A 16,831-nucleotide genomic window follows, 5' to 3' on the forward strand; every position below is an offset into this window, starting at 1 on the left:
CCTTAAATCTATTGACCAATCACACCAACAACAGTAATACGTTTATGATCTGGAACTTCTTGATAAGAAAGAACAGACATATTCACCATACCATAACGCATAAATCGAGCCAACATAGGGCGTATAGGAGCAGAGACAATTAAAATAGGTGTATTACCCATAGCTTCTTGTTGCTCTGCTGATTGACGCAATGAATTTTGCAACTCTTCCGCCATTTGAGGCTCAAGTATAAGCGCCTCTTCATTCTTAATGCCTGACTGCTGACTCTGCTGAACAGTCTGCATCAGCATTTTTTCCAATTGAGGCTCCAACGTCAGCACTGGAATCTCCTCAACACCATCTGCCAAGGTTTGGATAATCAATCGAGACAACGAAGTTCGGACGGCTGCAGTCAATATCATAGGGTCTTGAGTTTTAGGCTGCACCCCCATAATTGATTCTGCAATCGTACGCATATCTCGAAGAGGAACACCTTCAATCAATAAGTTTTGTAGGATTTTCAAAAGCACACTTAAAGGAACCGTATTTGGAACAAGCTCTTCCGCCAACTTAGGATTATATTGCTTCAACAAACTTAATAATTGCTGAACTTCATCATGACCAATTAACTCATAGGCATGTTTGTGCATAATCTGATTAATGTGCGTAGCCACCACCGTACTAACATCGACAACTGTATAGCCATAAGTCTGAGCTTGATCTCTTTTCTTAGGATCAATCCATACGGCATCCAACCCAAACGATGGGTCCTTACCAGGCACACCCTCTACCGTACCAAACACTTGTCCTGGATCGATAGCCAAATCCTTATCAGGATGAACTTCAGCTTCCGCCAAACTCACCCCCATTAGCGTGACACGATAAGCATTTGGCATTAAGTCCAGATTGTCTCGAATATGCACACTCGGCACCAAGAAACCCAAATCTTGAGACAACTTCCGACGAACACCTTTTATTCTTGCTAGCAACTCACCACCCTGAGTCTTATCAACTAAAGGAATTAAGCGATAACCAACTTCTAAACCAAGCATATCAACTGGAGCAACATCATCCCAACTAAGATCTTTCATTTCAGCTGGCACAGTTTTGTCCGTTGCAGGCTTCCCAGTCGAACCTTTCGCCTTCTTAGGCGCTTGTTTCTTTCGGTACTCAAGGAAATAAGCAAGACCACCAATACAAGCCGCTAAAGATAAAAATGAAAAATGAGGCATACCAGGAACAATACCCATGATAGTCATCACACCTGCGGCAACATAGAGAGCTTTTGGAGAGCCGAACATTTGCTTCACTATTTGTGAGCCCATGTCTCCAGTTTCATTAACTCGAGTCACCATGATGGCGGCAGCAGTAGAAAGCATAAGAGAAGGTAGCTGAGCAACCAGTCCATCACCAATAGTCAGTAACGAATAACGCTCTATCGCTTCAGTAAACGACAAATCATGTTGTGCCATGCCGATGGATAAACCACCAATAATATTAATGCCAAGTATTAACAACCCAGCAATGGCATCACCTTTTACAAATTTAGACGCACCATCCATAGAGCCATAAAACTCAGCTTCTGATGAAATCTCTATACGGCGAGCTTTAGCTTGCTCAGCATCAATCATGCCAGCATTTAAATCCGCATCGATCGCCATTTGCTTACCTGGCATCGCATCCAAGGTAAAACGCGCACTTACTTCAGATATACGTCCGGCACCCTTGGTTACCACTGCAAAGTTAATAATCATCAGAATTGCGAAAACAACAAAACCAACAACATAATTCCCGCCAATGACCACTTCACCAAACGCCTGAATCACCTTACCAGCAGCATCACCACCCTCATGCCCATTCAGCAATACAACTCGTGTCGAAGCTACATTTAGCGCTAATCGCATCAAGGTAGAAACAAGCAAAACAGTGGGGAAAACAGCAAAATCTAAAGGTCGCATGGAGTAAATCGCAACAAGTAAAACCACGATTGCTAAAGCGATATTAAAAGTAAAAAGAACATCCAATAAAAAGGCAGGAATAGGTAAGATCATCATTGCCAAGAGAGACAACAACAAAATAGGAATACCTAGATTTCCACTAAAAACACCTTGAACTTGTCCTGCAATACGACCACGGTCAAAATTCACACTACAATCCTATAGAAAAATAACAAGACACGATCAACTTCCATCCCATCTAAACTCATCAGGCACATCCAAGTCAGGCATCACTTCTGGTCTAGGAGCTCCAGTTCGAGCATTACGCAGCTGATAAACATATGCCAATAACTGAGCCACAACCTTAAACAAACCATTAGGGATTTCATCACCTACTTCAGTATGATGATATACAGCTCGAGCCAATGCAGGAGATTGTATCACAGGGATATCATAGTGATTGCCAACTTCCCTAATCTTCAACGCAATAAAATCACCACCTTTCGCCAGCAATATAGGTGCTTCACCTCCAGATTGATCATACTTCAAAGCAACCGAAAAATGTGTTGGGTTTGTTATAATCACATCCGCCTTAGGCACATCTGACATCATTCGACTCATTGCAGCCTGCCTTTGCATTTGTCGAATTCGCCCCTTAACCAAAGGGTCACCTTCTTGCTGCTTGAATTCGTCTTTGACTTCTTGCTTGGTCATTTTAAGCTTTTCTTTGTGAGACCAGATTTGAAAAGGCACATCGATGGCAGCGATTAATACCAAAGCCAAAGCCACAAATATAAAAGACCAAATAATAATATCAATGCCGTTAGCTATGGCCACTTGAATAGATTGGAATGTCAGCCCTAAGGTTTCAGGTAAAAAATAGCTCAATACAATAAAGGCAATAAAACCAACCAAAGTCACCTTAGCGATTGATTTAAATAGCTCCACCAAGGATTGAACAGAAAACATTCTTTTCAAACCGGCAATTGGATTTAATTTACTTAACTTTGGCGTCAAAGGCTCCCAAGAAAAATTCAACCCACCTAAAGCAATACTCCCCACGATACCAGCCGCAGCCAAAATTGACATCATCAGCAACATAGAATCCATCATCGTCACCACAGACACATAAAGATGAAAAATCATGCGACTCAAGTCAAAAACATCGGCTCTCTCAACAATAAAATTAAAATCAAATAAAGCGGCAAGATCTCGGACCAACAATGTTCCAGTTGCATAAATAGTGACCGCCGCCACAATTAATAAAAGTGCAGAACTTAAGTCTTTAGAGCGAGGAAGGTTGCCTTTGTTACGGGCATCCTGAAGCTTCTTACTACTGGCTCCTTCGGTCTTTTCGCTACCATCTTCATTTTCAGCCATTTAAATGAATCCCCCAAGTTACCTTCATCCAGTCAATAATTTCTGCAAAGAAGAGTAAATAAATACTCAAAAATTCATCCAACATAACCCAGAAAAAGAACAAAGAGAATAGCATGATAATAGGAAAACCAAGCGCAAAAATATTTAACTGAGGAGACGCTTTTGCAACAACACCAAACGACAGATTGATAATCAACACAGCAATCGCCAAAGGCAAAACAATAAGCAACGCCTTCTCAAACATCCACCCACCAAGAAGCACCAACTGCCAATAACGCTGACTATCAAACCCACCACCAATTGGCCAATAATTAAAACTTTCAGCCAAGTATTCAATCATTACCAAATGACCATTCGTACCAAGAAATGCCAAGGCAACCATAGACAAATAATACTGCCCCAATGTCGCAACAGAAATACCATTTGCAGGGTCATTCGACATAGCAAAACCAAGACCAGCCTTCATCGCAGCCAACTGCCCTGCAAGAGAAAACAACTGAAACAAAATCGTCACGACAAAACCCAACACAAAACCAATCACCAACTGCTCAGCAATCAATACAATATAAGCCGGAGAAATAGGATCGTGACTAGGAACATTAACAATTGGCGTCACGATGATCGCAACAAGAAAGGAAAACACGATACGCACTCGCGTATTAACCAGGCGACTACCAAACAACGGCAGCGCCATGAAAAAAGCCCCAATACGAAAAAAAGGCAAAAGAAAACTGATCGTTAAAGTTAATAAATCATCAGGATTAAGTTCTAACATCAGCCTATTATCATAGGGATATTAATAAATAAGCTGGTCGTAAAATCCATTAATTTCATTAGAATCCACGGCCCCAGTTGCATAATCACCAAAATAGTAACAATTAACCTAGGAAGAAAAGAAAGTGTCTGCTCATTAATCTGAGTTGCCGCCTGGAACACACTCACCATTAAACCAACAAACAAACTGGGTAACATGACCGCACCAACGATCAATACAATTAAATAAAACCCTTGACCATATAGATCTAAAACAACTTGAGGATCCATAGTTAAATCCCAAAACTCGCCGCCAATGTTCCCATAATCATAGACCAACCATCGACCATAACAAAGAGCATAATTTTAAACGGCAAAGATATAATAATAGGTGACAACATCATCATACCCATCGCCATCAAAACACTGGCCACGACCATATCCACAATCAAAAACGGAATAAAAATCATAAAACCAATCTGGAAAGCAGTTTTCAACTCACTTGTGACAAAAGCAGGCATAAGAATCGTAAATGGAAGTGTTTCTAATGACTCTATCGTACCTTCTCTACCTGCTAACTTAACAAAAAGAGCGATATCATCCTCTCTAGTTTGAGCCAACATAAAATCTCTCATAGGAACCGATGCCGCTTCAACCGCTTGGTAAGACGTCATTTCTTCACTTAAATAAGGTTGCAAAGCCACCTCATTTACCTTGTCTAAAGTAGGCGTCATGATAAATAAGGTTAAGAACAAAGCCATCCCTATCATAATTTGATTAGATGGGGTCTGCTGAAGACCAATCGCCTGACGCAAAATCGCCAGCACAATAATGATACGTGTAAAGGCTGTCATCATAATCAGAGCTGTAGGCAAAAACGTCAGCGCCGTCATGATAAAAAGAATTTGCAAAGAAACAGTGTAGTCTTGGCTACCGTCTGCGTTGGTAACCACTTTTAATGCAGGCAACCCCACTTCAGCCCAAGAAACAGCCGGAAGCACCAACAAAAATAAGAGCAGAAAAAAGCGAATCACTTAACATCTCCGCTACCGTGAGAGCCATTTAGACCATCTTCATCCACTTCATCCATAACAGAAGCAAAACTCTTTGGCTTAGGCGAAATAGTCTTGAGATGAGTGATGGTGTTTGCGGTAACACCAATAAGCATGCGCTCACCTTCAACCTCTACGAGCATAAGCTTTTCTTTCGCCCCTAAAGATTGAACACTCACCACTTTAATATCAGCCTGCCCTAACTTCATCTGGGCGAGCTGAAAGCGTTTCATTAACCAAACACAAGCAGGAATAAAAGCAATAATAAAAACCAAAGAAGCGACCACCTTCCATAAAGAAGAAGTCGCCGAGACTTCTTGTATACCAGCGGCATGCAAGTACGACGCTGCCGTAAAAAATACGGCAGCGATAAAATAACGATAGAGAAAAGGTAAAATCAAATTTGGACTACTTCAATCGTCTAATGCGCTCACTAGGGCTTACAACATCCGTCAAACGAATACCGTACTTATCATTTACTACAACCACTTCACCATGAGCAATTAAGGTACCATTAACCAATACATCCAAAGGCTCACCAGCAAAACGATCAAGCTCTACAACAGAGCCTTGAGTTAGCTGCATTAAGTTACGAATTGCTATTTCCGTATTCCCCAATTCCATAGAAAGAACAACAGGAATATCCATAATTAAATCAAGATCAGAACCGACACCACCACTAGGCACCGCAGAACTCGAAAGTGTTTCAAGCTTAACTGGCTCAATCTGCTCAGTCATAGCAGCCGCCCACTCATCATCAAGGCCAACACCTTCTTCAGCAGTGTCACCGGCTTCAGACATTGCTGCCGCCCACTCATCCGCTAAACCTTCATCCATTCCTTCTTGATCTGGAGATTGTTCTTCTGCCATGCTACTTAGTTACCTTCGTTTTAAAACTTTCTTCCATTTGCACCGAATAGTGCTCGTTACTCACGCCCAACTTACCTTTAAAAGTAGGAATATTATTTGCCCGTACAGTTACAAACTCAGGCATTTCTACAGGAATAACATCACCTACTTTAAACTTTAGTACTTCACCCAGAGAAATTTTTCGATTTACGATGTTAACCGTTAAATTAACATCAATATCTTTCACGTCTTGTTCTAAAGATTTACCCCAACGGTCATCTTTCTCATCCACATCACTCTGAACACCAGCATCAAGCAATTCACGTACTGGCTCAATCATAGAGTAAGGTAAAGTGATATGTAATTCCCCGCCACCGCCATCCAACTCAATATGAAATGTCGAAACAACGACAACCTCACTCGGGCTCACGATGTTTGCCATTGCAGGATTCACTTCTGAACTAATGTATTCTAGTTCCAGCTTAAGTACTGGCGCCCAAGCTTCAGTTAGATCGACAAAAACTTGCTCTAGCATAAGTTGAACAATACGAATTTCTGTTGGTGTAAATTCTCGACCTTCAATTTTAGCGTGACGTCCATCGCCACCAAAAAAATTATCGACCAATTTAAAAACCAATTTTGCATCGAGTATAAAAAGAGCGGTACTTCTTAATGGCCTAAATTTAACAAGGTTCAAACTCGTTGGAACATAAAGAGTGTGGACATATTCACCGAACTTCATAACCTGTAAACCACCAGAAGAAACATCGGCAGTACGACGAAGCATATTAAACAAACTAATACGTGTATAACGAGCAAAACGCTCATTAATCATTTCCAACGTAGGCATTCGCCCACGAACAATACGTTCTTGACTAGTAATATCGTAAGACGCTACACCGTTAGCGTCTCTATTATCTTCTTCAGCAGGCTTTTCATCCGCGCCATGTAAAAGCGCGTCTATCTCATCCTGCGATAACAGATCTTGAGCTGACATAATTCTTACTGCATCACAAAGTTAGTAAACAACACATGATCGATACCGCCTTGACCAGTTTCCTGCTCAAGTATGCCATTGATTGCGTCAACTGAAGCTTGCTTCAATGCAACTTTACCCTCTGCAGTTTGCAAGTCCGCGAAAGATTGGCTAGAGAAAAGTAAAACCAAACTGTTCCTAATTAATGGCATATGCATTGTCACCGCATCAATTTGAGCTATATTTTTCGACATCACCGTCATATTCAATTGAACATAACGCTGCCTACCGTCGACCATAAAATCCACAACAAAAACAGGATCTAAAGAGAGGTAAGTAGATGGTTCATTAGTTAGATCGACTTCGACATCGTCCCCGCTAAATAAAAAAAAGTAAGCGGACGCTCCACCACCTCCTACCAACACTAATAGCAGAAGACCAATAATGATAAGCTTTTTCTTACCACCAGACTTTCCTTCTTCTGTACCGATATCTAAACCGTCTTCTTCAGCCATACTACAAACCTTAGGTATATCAAATTCTTTCTATAGAACGTGAATTACGCTCTCTTACACTACTAATCCTCTATTCTACAAAGAATCAAACATAGCACCATCAATTTTCTTAATTTTTAAGCATAGTAATCAACACCTGATGCAGAAACATAGGATAAGTTACTAGAAACAAGCTCGCCACCAACCTCTTCAGAAGCAATATCATTTCGATTCTGTGTGTCTCGCTCCATTTCCCTTTGCGTACCAGAAGCGTCTTGTTGGGAAACATCTACGTCTGCCTTGCTCAAATCCATACCTTGTTGTGCAAGCATATCACGTAATCTATTCATCTGACTTTCTAATAAGTCTCTAGCCTGTGGCGTCGCCGCAAGGAAGCTCACTTGAGTATTGGCATCATTATCAACAGAAATTTTTACAGTTAAACTACCAAGTTCCGGTGGATCTAATCTTATATGAGCAGTATGACCTCCTTCTCTCGCAACCCATGCTACTTTCTGACTCATCTCCCCAGCCCAGCCTGGATGAGTTGGAGGCAAACTCATGGCCAAATTTGATTGTGGATTATTTACTGGCACGGCAGATAGATTCATACCTGGTACTAAGCGATTTATGCCATTACTCTGCAAGGAACTATTTAATCCACCTACATTCTCATCACCCAACCTACCATTAATCTGCGTAGACATTCGAGCAATAATGGCTTCCTGTTCTTTTTCACCTAGCTCAACAGGCTCACCCAAGACAATGTCTTCATTCAAGAAAGAGTCTTCAGCAACCTCAGTAAAATTCATACCTACACTATCCAATGTTGAAGAGAGCGTTAAATTTGAACCAGCACCTTTATTTATAGAAGCAGAAAGCAATCCTGTCGCCGCTATTCCAGCCTTAGTGTTGTCCATAGTTAGCGCTTCAGGGCTCATAACAGCGGCTTTGTTTGCCGAGACATCCATCTGAGACAGCACCCACGACAGCTGACTTTCGCTGTCACTCTCTAAAAATGCAGGCCCACTAGAATTTTCCGCCAAACCAGAAGACATTTTATTAACATCAACCAGAGAAGAATTAACCAAACTCGCTTTCGAGTTCACTTTCAAATTGGGCTGAAATTGAGTATCAGAACGGGTAAATAAAGTATCTTCGTCAACCACACCGGATGTTAAGTCAGACTGAAACGAATCATCAGAAGCCATATACATTGCTCCTGCTTCTCCTTGAGGAAACTGAGTCAATTCACCAACATCGACAAAACCATTCGCACTATTCTGAATTGTATTATCAGATGCAGCTGATGACAGAAGAGACCCTTCATCAATAAACTCTGCATCTGTACCAGATACAGGAAGCTGGTCGCCATTCGGCTGCAAAACATTGCCGCTTGGCACTAGATCTGAAATAGAATCATCCGATGCTTCGGATGTGTTTTCTTGAGCCCCCTCCACCCTATCAGTGACAGAACTAGAAACTCCGCCATGATTTCTTAGCTCCTTTGAACGTGATTCAAAAGAGGCCTCTGGTTCAACGACAGAAGCCTCTTGAGAGCGCTCTAGCTCTGCAACCTTCTTAGGGTCTCGATCAACCTTGGCTTCATTAAAATCACGTTCAAAAGCTGCACCATTACCAGCAGACACACTAGCCACTTTAGCGCTTTTATTCGACACACTTGAAGATAAAGGTAATACTGTATTTGATTCTGTTCGCATAATTTCCTCCAACGATAGAGAACGCTATGCAATAGGAAGGCCAATCCAATGAATCAAGCTCACAAGATTGCGCTGATACTCTTCATAATATTGAGCAAACCATCGCTGAAACTATTTTCATTCAAACATTTATTTAATTTTTCACTCTCTCACTCGCGCTTTTATCTTCGAGAGCCTCTGATGTTGTTTTTGCCATTAGCTCATGAGTCCGTTCAATCATTTCATTGATAGAATCTCTAGTTTTATCCAACCTTGCCATACCGACACTTCTATCTGATTCCAATAATGATAAAGTGGAATCAGCCATCGTCTTTATATTCTCAATCTGATTTTGCACGCTGCTAATGTCATGCTCTAAGTCAATAGCAAAACGCCGACGAACTCTTTCACTTTCACCCTCTGAGGCCGAAAGACTAGACAACACCCCAACTCTTACTTCATTAAGTAGGCGATCAACATCCCCCAATACAAACACACCCGAAGAAAGATCTTTCTCAACCAAAGCCAAGCGCTGCAACACCAATTCATAACCCAAAATCAAGGAGTCTCGAACCTGTTCTGACAACCAAGCCATATCATTAATTTCAACTTGAAACCTCTTCGGCAAAACATCACCAACTGCAACCAAATCGCTTCCTAATGATTCATTGTCGGTCGATCTTTCATTAATTAGGGATGCTACATGCTGTAATTTAGTGATTTTTTCAAGAGAATTTGCTTGTGAAGATGAAACATCCAAGGCATTGAAAAGCATCACCACTTTTCGTCGCACTATTTCTAAAGACTGAGCAAAACTCATATAAGGAGAGCCATCCCTTAGCAATCGAATAGGAATCCCCCAAACATCCTGCTCCATTAACTTTAAACTGTGATGCAGAACGTCAAGTTCGGCCACTTCTGATTTTGGCTTAATAGAGATAAAGCGCGTCAAACTTTCCTCTTCAGATTTTAAATCAGACTCAAAAGAACCAACTTCCAACCAATAAACACCATCATGCAAGTTAAGCTGAACACCCTCTTCAGCGAACAAAATAGAGTCCGCCACTCGTTCCCCTCTCGGACTATCGAGACCAGAATCGACATCAAACATAGCCTCGAAAAAAGAGCTATTTCTAAGCCAAATCCGCTCAGCTCCAGCACTCAACCAAGCAATATCCCCTTCATTATTTATAACAAAGAAAGGCTCTTCAACTTTAGCCAAGGTGCTTTCTAGCGCCTTGTGCTTTTCATTTAAGTGATTAAAGTCAAAGCTCCGTGAAGCCAATTCTTTATCAATATAATGAGCCAAATCTGTAAATTCATCTACGACATTACGCGGCGATTCAACCAAAGCATGACCGTGCTTATGATGATTTAAGGCATAGTGCAAACTTGAAAAACCAGATCTAAGTTGACGAACAAACCCTACCGACATAAAAATCACAACAAGCGCAATAAAAAGCAAAACACCAATAGGCACCAAGACCAATCTTTCAATAAATTCTTGGCGTGCATACTCTAAATCAACACCAATCTGCAATAATTTATCATCCAAGACTTTAAGCTTTTCAAAAGAGAGATAAGCTAATTTCCGCTCTTCACCTGATAAAGGTTTAACATTTAACTCTCTTTGTGAAAGCCGTTCCAACAACAAAAAGGCATCAGACATATTCACTTCTGCGGTAAGTTGAAAATCTCCAATCTTACTTTCAATTAATCGATATTCACTTATTAACATTTGATTAAAATGACTTAAAGACGGCGCAGATATACTATCAACATACGTCAGCTTATCCCCTACCAACAACAACTCCAACCAATGCTGCTCTGCATAATGAACAACACCTAAAAGCTCTTTGAGCTTCTCTTGTTGAGTATTTTGCCTTTCCAAATTAACGCTTATTAGTACATACAATCCAGCAAAGACTAATAACATCAAAAACAACAAAGCAACCACACTTTGCTGCAAACGACTAGTCAGCTCTTTTCTTGGTATACTAAACGGTGAATAGGGTGTTTTCATAATGAGTCATCACTTTCAAGCTATAATGAAGGCTCTTTAAAGCCAGTAACAAAATACAAAACCATCTCTTCTCAATTCAATAAATACTTAACATGAGAAAGGAAAGGCGAGCGTTTATTTGATAAAAACATCTTAAAAATTGAGGGTATTGAATTAACAATAGTTCGAAATGAAGTTAAAGCGATTTGAAACTTATCCAAATTTAACGGAGGCAAAATACAACAATCATTTATTGCCATTTTTAGTTAAAAAACAAATAAGAAAAATCAACCAATCCGTTGCTCTGATATATCATTCCTACCAAAATAAAAAGCTCGAGAATCGTCCAAAATAGCATAAAAAAAGCTATCGCGTATTATCCAAAAAACGTCGCATAGCAAACTCATCACTTTGACGCTGCTCTTGCTTAGCCTCTACAGCCAATTCTGCTTTATAATTCTTTTCTTTCAACCAATCCATACTTTTGGTTTTAGACCGGGTTTGCAACCAACGCCGCATACTCATATCCGCCTGCTGCTCTGATCGCCCAATAGCCGCTTCTTGCTGAATAATCGCTTGCTGAACACGGTCAACAAAGTGTTGATAATTCGTCGTTAGATAGGCACTTAAGCCAAGAAGATTACGTTCAGATTCATATTGACCAGCGTATTCTTTTAACTCATTAAGTTTTTGAACATCATGCGCCACTTTCGCCTTATCACGAGCTAACTGTTGCGCAGCTGAGTCTTCTTTACGCTTTGCAAGATCGACCAAAACCTGCATTCGTTGTGATTTTTTCATGCATAACCCATCTAGAAGTTAGCTAAATAGTAGGCTTTTTTACAAGCTAACGTCTACTACCCTTTCGTCATTGCCGTCACTAGAGCTTCTAGACTTTGATCAATCGTAAAACTTTCAGATAAAGACTGCTGTAAAAAACTGCGGATTTCAGGCATCTGAATAATTGCCTGATCCAGATCTGGATCACTACCTTTAGCATAAGCACCAACAGAAATGAGATCTTGATTTTGCTGGAATTTAGAATAAAGCTGTTTCACCCTCATCGCGCCATACAAATGATCTTCACTGACAATTTGAGGCATAGCACGCGAAATAGAAGCCTCGATATCAATAGCAGGATAATGCCCTTCTTCTGCTAAACGGCGAGACAACACAATGTGGCCATCTAAAATTGCTCTTGATGCATCTGCAATAGGATCCTGCTGATCATCACCTTCTGTTAATACTGTATAAAAAGCAGTAATCGAACCGCCATCTTCACGACCATTACCTGCACGCTCTACAAGCTGAGGCAACTTAGAAAATACTGAAGGCGGATAACCTTTTGTTGCAGGTGGCTCACCGACTGACAGGGCGATTTCACGCTGCGCTTGAGCATAACGAGTCAACGAGTCCATTAGCAGCAAAACACTCTTGCCTTGATCTCGATAATACTCTGCAATACGTGTCGCAAGCATAGCCGCACGTAGTCGCATTAGCGCAGAATCATCAGCAGGCGAGGCAACAACAACCGAGCGAGACAAGCCCTCTTCACCCAATATTTGGTCAATAAATTCTTTAACCTCACGGCCACGCTCACCAATCAAACCAACTACGGTAATATCGGCCTCAGTAAAACGCGTCATCATGCCCAGCAATATACTTTTACCAACACCACTGCCCGCAAAAAGCCCCAATCGCTGACCCTTACCGACCGTTAATAAGCTATTAATCGCTTTAATACCCACATCGAGCGGCTCACTAATTGGTTTTCGTTGCAACGGGTTAATAACCTCACCATGCAAACTCACTGAGTCTTTTGTCTTAATTGGCCCTTTTCCATCGAGAGGCTTACCAAGACCATTTACCACTCGACCAAGCAATTCATCACCAACTGGCATTCGACTGTCTTCAAGTAAAGGCCGAACCCTTGCTCCAGGCGAAATTCCATCAATCGCTTCGGTCGGCATGAGGTAAGTTAAATCGCCCGTAAAACCGACGACTTCTGACTCAACCCATCGATTTTTTCCAACCTGAACAGAGCAACGATCACCAAGCGCAACGATACAACCGACAGCCTCCATGGTTAAGCCAACCATACGAGTAACTTTACCTTCCAACTGAGGAGGTAAAGATACAGTAGACACGCCTTTTAACTTATTTAAACGCTCTTGGAGGGTAGACACAAACTAGCCTTGATCAGAAGAAAGGTGACGCAACTCATTACACACAGCATCAAGGCGCTGCTCAACTCGCCCGTCAATATGAAAGGATTTAGAATCAATCACAAAACCTCCATTTATTAGAGAATCATCACTTTCCGTTTGCAAGGTCAGTCTATCTTTGACCCCCAAATCCTCTAGAACAGAAATATCATCAGGATGAAGTCGCAACTTAATACGCCCCTCATACTCACCAATCTCATCAAATACTCTAGAAAGCTGCTCTTTTAAAACTTTATGGCCATCTTCACGCATTTTAGAAAGGCATACATTTTCTATCATCCTAACCATAGATTGATACAATATATCTTCTGCAGCCGCACGGCTTTCTTCAAAGGGATGGATGATTTCATTAGCAATATTTTTCAACAAGGCTTCAAGCGTTTCTAGTTGAAGCTGAGCTTCTTCTTTTGCTTTCACCTTACCCTCTTCCAATCCTACCGCGAGACCGTCTTCATGACCTTTCTCAAAACCATCAATCTCACCTTTGGCAAAGCCATCAGAATGCCCTTTTGCATAGCCTTCCTCTTCCCCTTGAATAAAACCTTCATCATAAGCAGCTGAACGTATTTCTTCTAATTGGGAAGCAGTCAGAGGCTCATAAACCAAGGTATCTTGATCTACTTCTTCAGTCTCAACAACTTAGTTCTTTTGAATTAAAATAGCTGGGCCAGACTCATTACGAGGCTTATTGCTATCAAGATGAGGAAGCTCCCATCGTTCATAAGCGGTTAACTTGCGCTCATTTTTTTCATCGTTTGGATCAGCCATATATCAACTAGACCATCTTCTCAGAGCCGCCGCCGAGAGCTATTTCTCCGTTATCAGCAAGGCGCCTCGCAACAGCCAATATTTCTTTTTGCGCAACTTCAACCTCACTAACACGTACAGGACCTTTTGCCTCCAGATCGTCTTTCAGCATATCTGCAGCACGGGAAGACATGTTGTTAAATATCTTGTCTTGCATATCTGGATCAGCACCTTTCAATGCAAGGATCAAGGTTTCAGATTCCACTTCGCGAAGAATAACCTGTATTCCTCGGTCATCCACTTCCAATAGATTATCAAAAACAAACATCAAATCTTGAATAGTATTTGCTAAGTCTTCGTCAACATCACGAATGGATTCCATTAACTCAGATTCCACAGAACTTTCGATAAAGTTCATAATATTGGCGGCCGTTCGAATACCACCAATTGTCGTTGATTGAGTAGACTGATTCCCTGAGAACTGACGTTCAAGAATATCATTCAACTCTTGCAATGCAGCTGGTTGCACCGTTTCTAATGCTGCAACTCGTAGCACGATATCAAGACGAACTCGCTCATCAAAATTAGCAAGAATATCCGCAGCTTGGTCTGGGTCTAGATAAGAAATAACAATGGCTTGAATTTGAGGATGCTCATATCTAATCACATCAGCCACAGCTCTAGATTCCATCCATTTAAGCGTATCAAGCCCTGTAGTACTTCCGCCCAATAGAATTCGGTCAATCAGACTACCGGCTTTCTCTTCACCAAGCGCCTCTCTTAGCATGTTACGAATATAACCATCCGCACCCAACCCCAAACCCGTTTGGTCGCCAACTAGAACCAGAAAATCATCAAGTACTTTTTCCACCTGATGTCTCTGAATATTGGCTAACTGAGCCATGGTTGAGCCGATTCTCTGAACTTCTTTCGGCCCCATATGCTTAAGAATTTGCGCCGCATCAGACTCACCAAGAGACATAAGCAACACGGCTGCTTTTTCAACTGAACTCAACTCTGAGCCTTGGCCTGAATTACTCATTTATTTTTCCATCACCCATTGTTTAACAACTTGAGCAACTCGCTCTGGTTCTTCCGCAATTAAACCTCGAATTGCATTTAGCTGACGCTCTATCTTCTCAGGAGAACCCGGCACTAATATATCTTCTGCACTAACCAAGGATACCTGATCATCTGAAATTTCATCTGTTTCATCGGAAAAAATAGCTGCCTCAGTGTCATCCGCCATAGCAATTTTATTTTGGTCGCTAAGTGCTTTCAAAATTGGCCTAACGACAACAAGTAACAAAATCAGGACAAATATTCCAACCAAGGTAGGTTGTAACAAATTCAGGAACCAAGTTTGTTTATAGAATGGTATTTCAGCAATTGGCTCAACTGGATCTGGCAAAGCAAAAGGCGAATTAATCACACTGACACTATCACCACGAGAAGGGTCATAACCAACTGCATCACGCACTAAAAGTGTCAAACGCCCCAATTCGTCATCATTCCACGGCGTACGAACTAAAGCTGACGTTTCTGGGTTTAAACTTGCCAAATCATCAACCACAACAGCAACAGACAAACGTCGTACCATACCTTGTTGACGTTTTGTGTAGCTAATGCTTCTATCTAGCTCAAAGTTACGCCTTGTTTCTTCACGTGACTGACCATTAGCAGGATTCGAACCACCAATAACTGCGCCATTCTCATCAACCGATTCAGGTATTGTTACCGCTCCTGGAGGCTGATTTGTAAGTGCCCCAGGAATCCCACTAGTACTTGTTCCTGCACGGTTCTCTGTGAGTGTTTGTTCACTACGCAATGCAAGTAAATCAGGATTGTACTGTTCGTCAGTTTTTTCAATGGCAGTAAAATCTACATCTGCAGACACTTCAGCCTTAAAACGTCCCTGACCAATAACAGGCCCAAGAATATTATTCACACGCTGTAACAGTACTTCTTCCACTTTACGAGCATAATCAAATTGCTTACCAGCAACAGACAGCTCTGAGTCAATATCTTTCTCTGTCAACAAAGTGCCACGTTGATCTACGACAGTTACGTCTTTATCACTCAATTGGGAAATACTAGAAGCGACCAAATTAACAATGGCTTCTACCTGGCTATGATCCAAACGTCTTCCAGGATAAAGCTCTAAAAACACCGAAGCAGAAGGTTTTCTAGTATCTCGTACAAAAACAGATTCTTTTGGTATAGCAAGATGAACTCGAGCACTTTTAATACTTTGCAAGCTAGTAATAGTTCGGCTCAGTTCCCCCTCTAGACCTCGTCGATAACGAGTCGTCTCGACAAATTGGGAGGTGCCTAATGCTTGCTCCTGATCCATTATTTCCATACCAACAATGTTGTCGGAAACAATACCTGAACCAGCTAATTTAAGACGGGCTTGATGATAAAATTCAGATTCAACAAGCAACGCGCCTGTATTTTCATCAACTTTAAAAGGAATATTATTAACACTAAGAAGTTCAACTATTTGATCAGCATTGTAGTCTGTAATACTACTCAATACAGGCTTGTATTCTGGACCGTTACTCCACAACACTGCCGATAATCCTATCGCGATAGATGCAGCTAAACCAACCATTAATGCAAGCTGACGAATAACAGTCAGCTTGTTAAAGCCAGTAACCAACTCTAAATAGAGCTTTTGCTCTGATTGTTCTGCAGGGACATTATCCATTTAAAAGCGCCAAGCGGTTTGTTATGC

Annotated in this window: 17 protein-coding genes; all 17 read right to left on the minus strand. The window is 41.3% G+C overall.

All coding sequences use genetic code 11. The annotated features are described in order from the left end of the window. Nucleotides 1-8: 8 nt before the first annotated feature. Nucleotides 9-2,126 (minus strand): flagellar biosynthesis protein FlhA, encoded by a 2,118-nt coding sequence (gene flhA / locus MUS1_RS08430; protein ID WP_036161252.1) that lies wholly within the window; start codon nucleotides 2,124-2,126, stop codon nucleotides 9-11. Between the two features lie 33 nt (nucleotides 2,127-2,159). Continuing rightward, nucleotides 2,160-3,296 carry a flagellar biosynthesis protein FlhB gene (gene flhB / locus MUS1_RS08435; RefSeq protein ID WP_036161254.1) on the minus strand — a complete coding sequence of 379 codons (1,137 nt, stop codon included), beginning with the start codon at nucleotides 3,294-3,296 and terminating at the stop codon, nucleotides 2,160-2,162. Further along, nucleotides 3,289-4,071, minus strand: coding sequence for a flagellar biosynthetic protein FliR (fliR, locus tag MUS1_RS08440; RefSeq protein WP_036161256.1), 783 nt, complete (start codon nucleotides 4,069-4,071; stop codon nucleotides 3,289-3,291). The genes flhB and fliR overlap by 8 nt, the downstream gene beginning before the upstream one ends. Further along, nucleotides 4,071-4,340, minus strand: a complete 270-nt coding sequence (fliQ, locus tag MUS1_RS08445) for a flagellar biosynthesis protein FliQ (protein WP_036161257.1) — start codon at nucleotides 4,338-4,340, stop codon at nucleotides 4,071-4,073. Before fliQ ends, fliR begins: the two co-directional genes overlap by 1 nt. A 2-nt stretch (nucleotides 4,341-4,342) precedes the next feature. Further along, nucleotides 4,343-5,083: a flagellar type III secretion system pore protein FliP gene (gene fliP / locus MUS1_RS08450; protein WP_036161259.1), complete on the minus strand. Its 741-nt coding sequence runs from the start codon at nucleotides 5,081-5,083 to the stop codon at nucleotides 4,343-4,345. After that, the gene (gene fliO, locus MUS1_RS08455) at nucleotides 5,080-5,502 is read right to left on the minus strand and encodes a flagellar biosynthetic protein FliO (protein WP_245595780.1); all 423 of its coding nucleotides are present in this window, start codon (nucleotides 5,500-5,502) and stop codon (nucleotides 5,080-5,082) included. The genes fliP and fliO overlap by 4 nt, the downstream gene beginning before the upstream one ends. A 7-nt stretch (nucleotides 5,503-5,509) precedes the next feature. Continuing rightward, nucleotides 5,510-5,971, minus strand: coding sequence for a flagellar motor switch protein FliN (gene fliN, locus MUS1_RS08460; RefSeq protein ID WP_036161261.1), 462 nt, complete (start codon nucleotides 5,969-5,971; stop codon nucleotides 5,510-5,512). Between the two features lies 1 nt (nucleotide 5,972). After that, nucleotides 5,973-6,947 (minus strand): flagellar motor switch protein FliM, encoded by a 975-nt coding sequence (gene fliM, locus MUS1_RS08465; RefSeq protein WP_036161263.1) that lies wholly within the window; start codon nucleotides 6,945-6,947, stop codon nucleotides 5,973-5,975. Nucleotides 6,948-6,952: 5 nt separating this feature from the next. Then, complete coding sequence (locus MUS1_RS08470; protein WP_036161265.1) at nucleotides 6,953-7,441, minus strand: flagellar basal body-associated FliL family protein; 489 nt, start codon at nucleotides 7,439-7,441, stop codon at nucleotides 6,953-6,955. A 116-nt stretch (nucleotides 7,442-7,557) separates the two neighbouring features. After that, a complete protein-coding gene (locus tag MUS1_RS15680) occupies nucleotides 7,558-9,141 on the minus strand; it encodes a flagellar hook-length control protein FliK (RefSeq protein ID WP_051436182.1) in 1,584 nt (527 codons plus the stop codon). 133 nt (nucleotides 9,142-9,274) lie between these two features. Further along, the gene (locus MUS1_RS08480; RefSeq protein WP_036161267.1) at nucleotides 9,275-11,143 is read right to left on the minus strand and encodes a hypothetical protein; all 1,869 of its coding nucleotides are present in this window, start codon (nucleotides 11,141-11,143) and stop codon (nucleotides 9,275-9,277) included. 345 nt (nucleotides 11,144-11,488) lie between these two features. Continuing rightward, on the minus strand, nucleotides 11,489-11,923 hold the full coding sequence (gene fliJ, locus MUS1_RS08485) for a flagellar export protein FliJ (RefSeq protein ID WP_036161269.1): 435 nt from the start codon (nucleotides 11,921-11,923) through the stop codon (nucleotides 11,489-11,491). Between the two features lie 56 nt (nucleotides 11,924-11,979). Further along, a complete protein-coding gene (gene fliI, locus MUS1_RS08490) occupies nucleotides 11,980-13,308 on the minus strand; it encodes a flagellar protein export ATPase FliI (protein WP_036161270.1) in 1,329 nt (442 codons plus the stop codon). 3 nt (nucleotides 13,309-13,311) lie between these two features. Then, on the minus strand, nucleotides 13,312-13,953 hold the full coding sequence (locus MUS1_RS08495) for a FliH/SctL family protein (RefSeq protein ID WP_245595781.1): 642 nt from the start codon (nucleotides 13,951-13,953) through the stop codon (nucleotides 13,312-13,314). Nucleotides 13,954-13,986: 33 nt separating this feature from the next. Next, on the minus strand, nucleotides 13,987-14,115 hold the full coding sequence (locus tag MUS1_RS16325; RefSeq protein ID WP_281171191.1) for a hypothetical protein: 129 nt from the start codon (nucleotides 14,113-14,115) through the stop codon (nucleotides 13,987-13,989). 7 nt (nucleotides 14,116-14,122) lie between these two features. Then, nucleotides 14,123-15,136 carry a flagellar motor switch protein FliG gene (gene fliG, locus MUS1_RS08500; protein WP_036161275.1) on the minus strand — a complete coding sequence of 338 codons (1,014 nt, stop codon included), beginning with the start codon at nucleotides 15,134-15,136 and terminating at the stop codon, nucleotides 14,123-14,125. Next, nucleotides 15,137-16,804, minus strand: a complete 1,668-nt coding sequence (fliF, locus tag MUS1_RS08505) for a flagellar basal-body MS-ring/collar protein FliF (protein ID WP_036161276.1) — start codon at nucleotides 16,802-16,804, stop codon at nucleotides 15,137-15,139. Between the last annotated feature and the right edge of the window lie 27 nt (nucleotides 16,805-16,831).

It is taken from the genome of Marinomonas ushuaiensis DSM 15871, from assembly GCF_000521805.1.
GTDB lineage: Bacteria > Pseudomonadota > Gammaproteobacteria > Pseudomonadales > Marinomonadaceae > Marinomonas > Marinomonas ushuaiensis.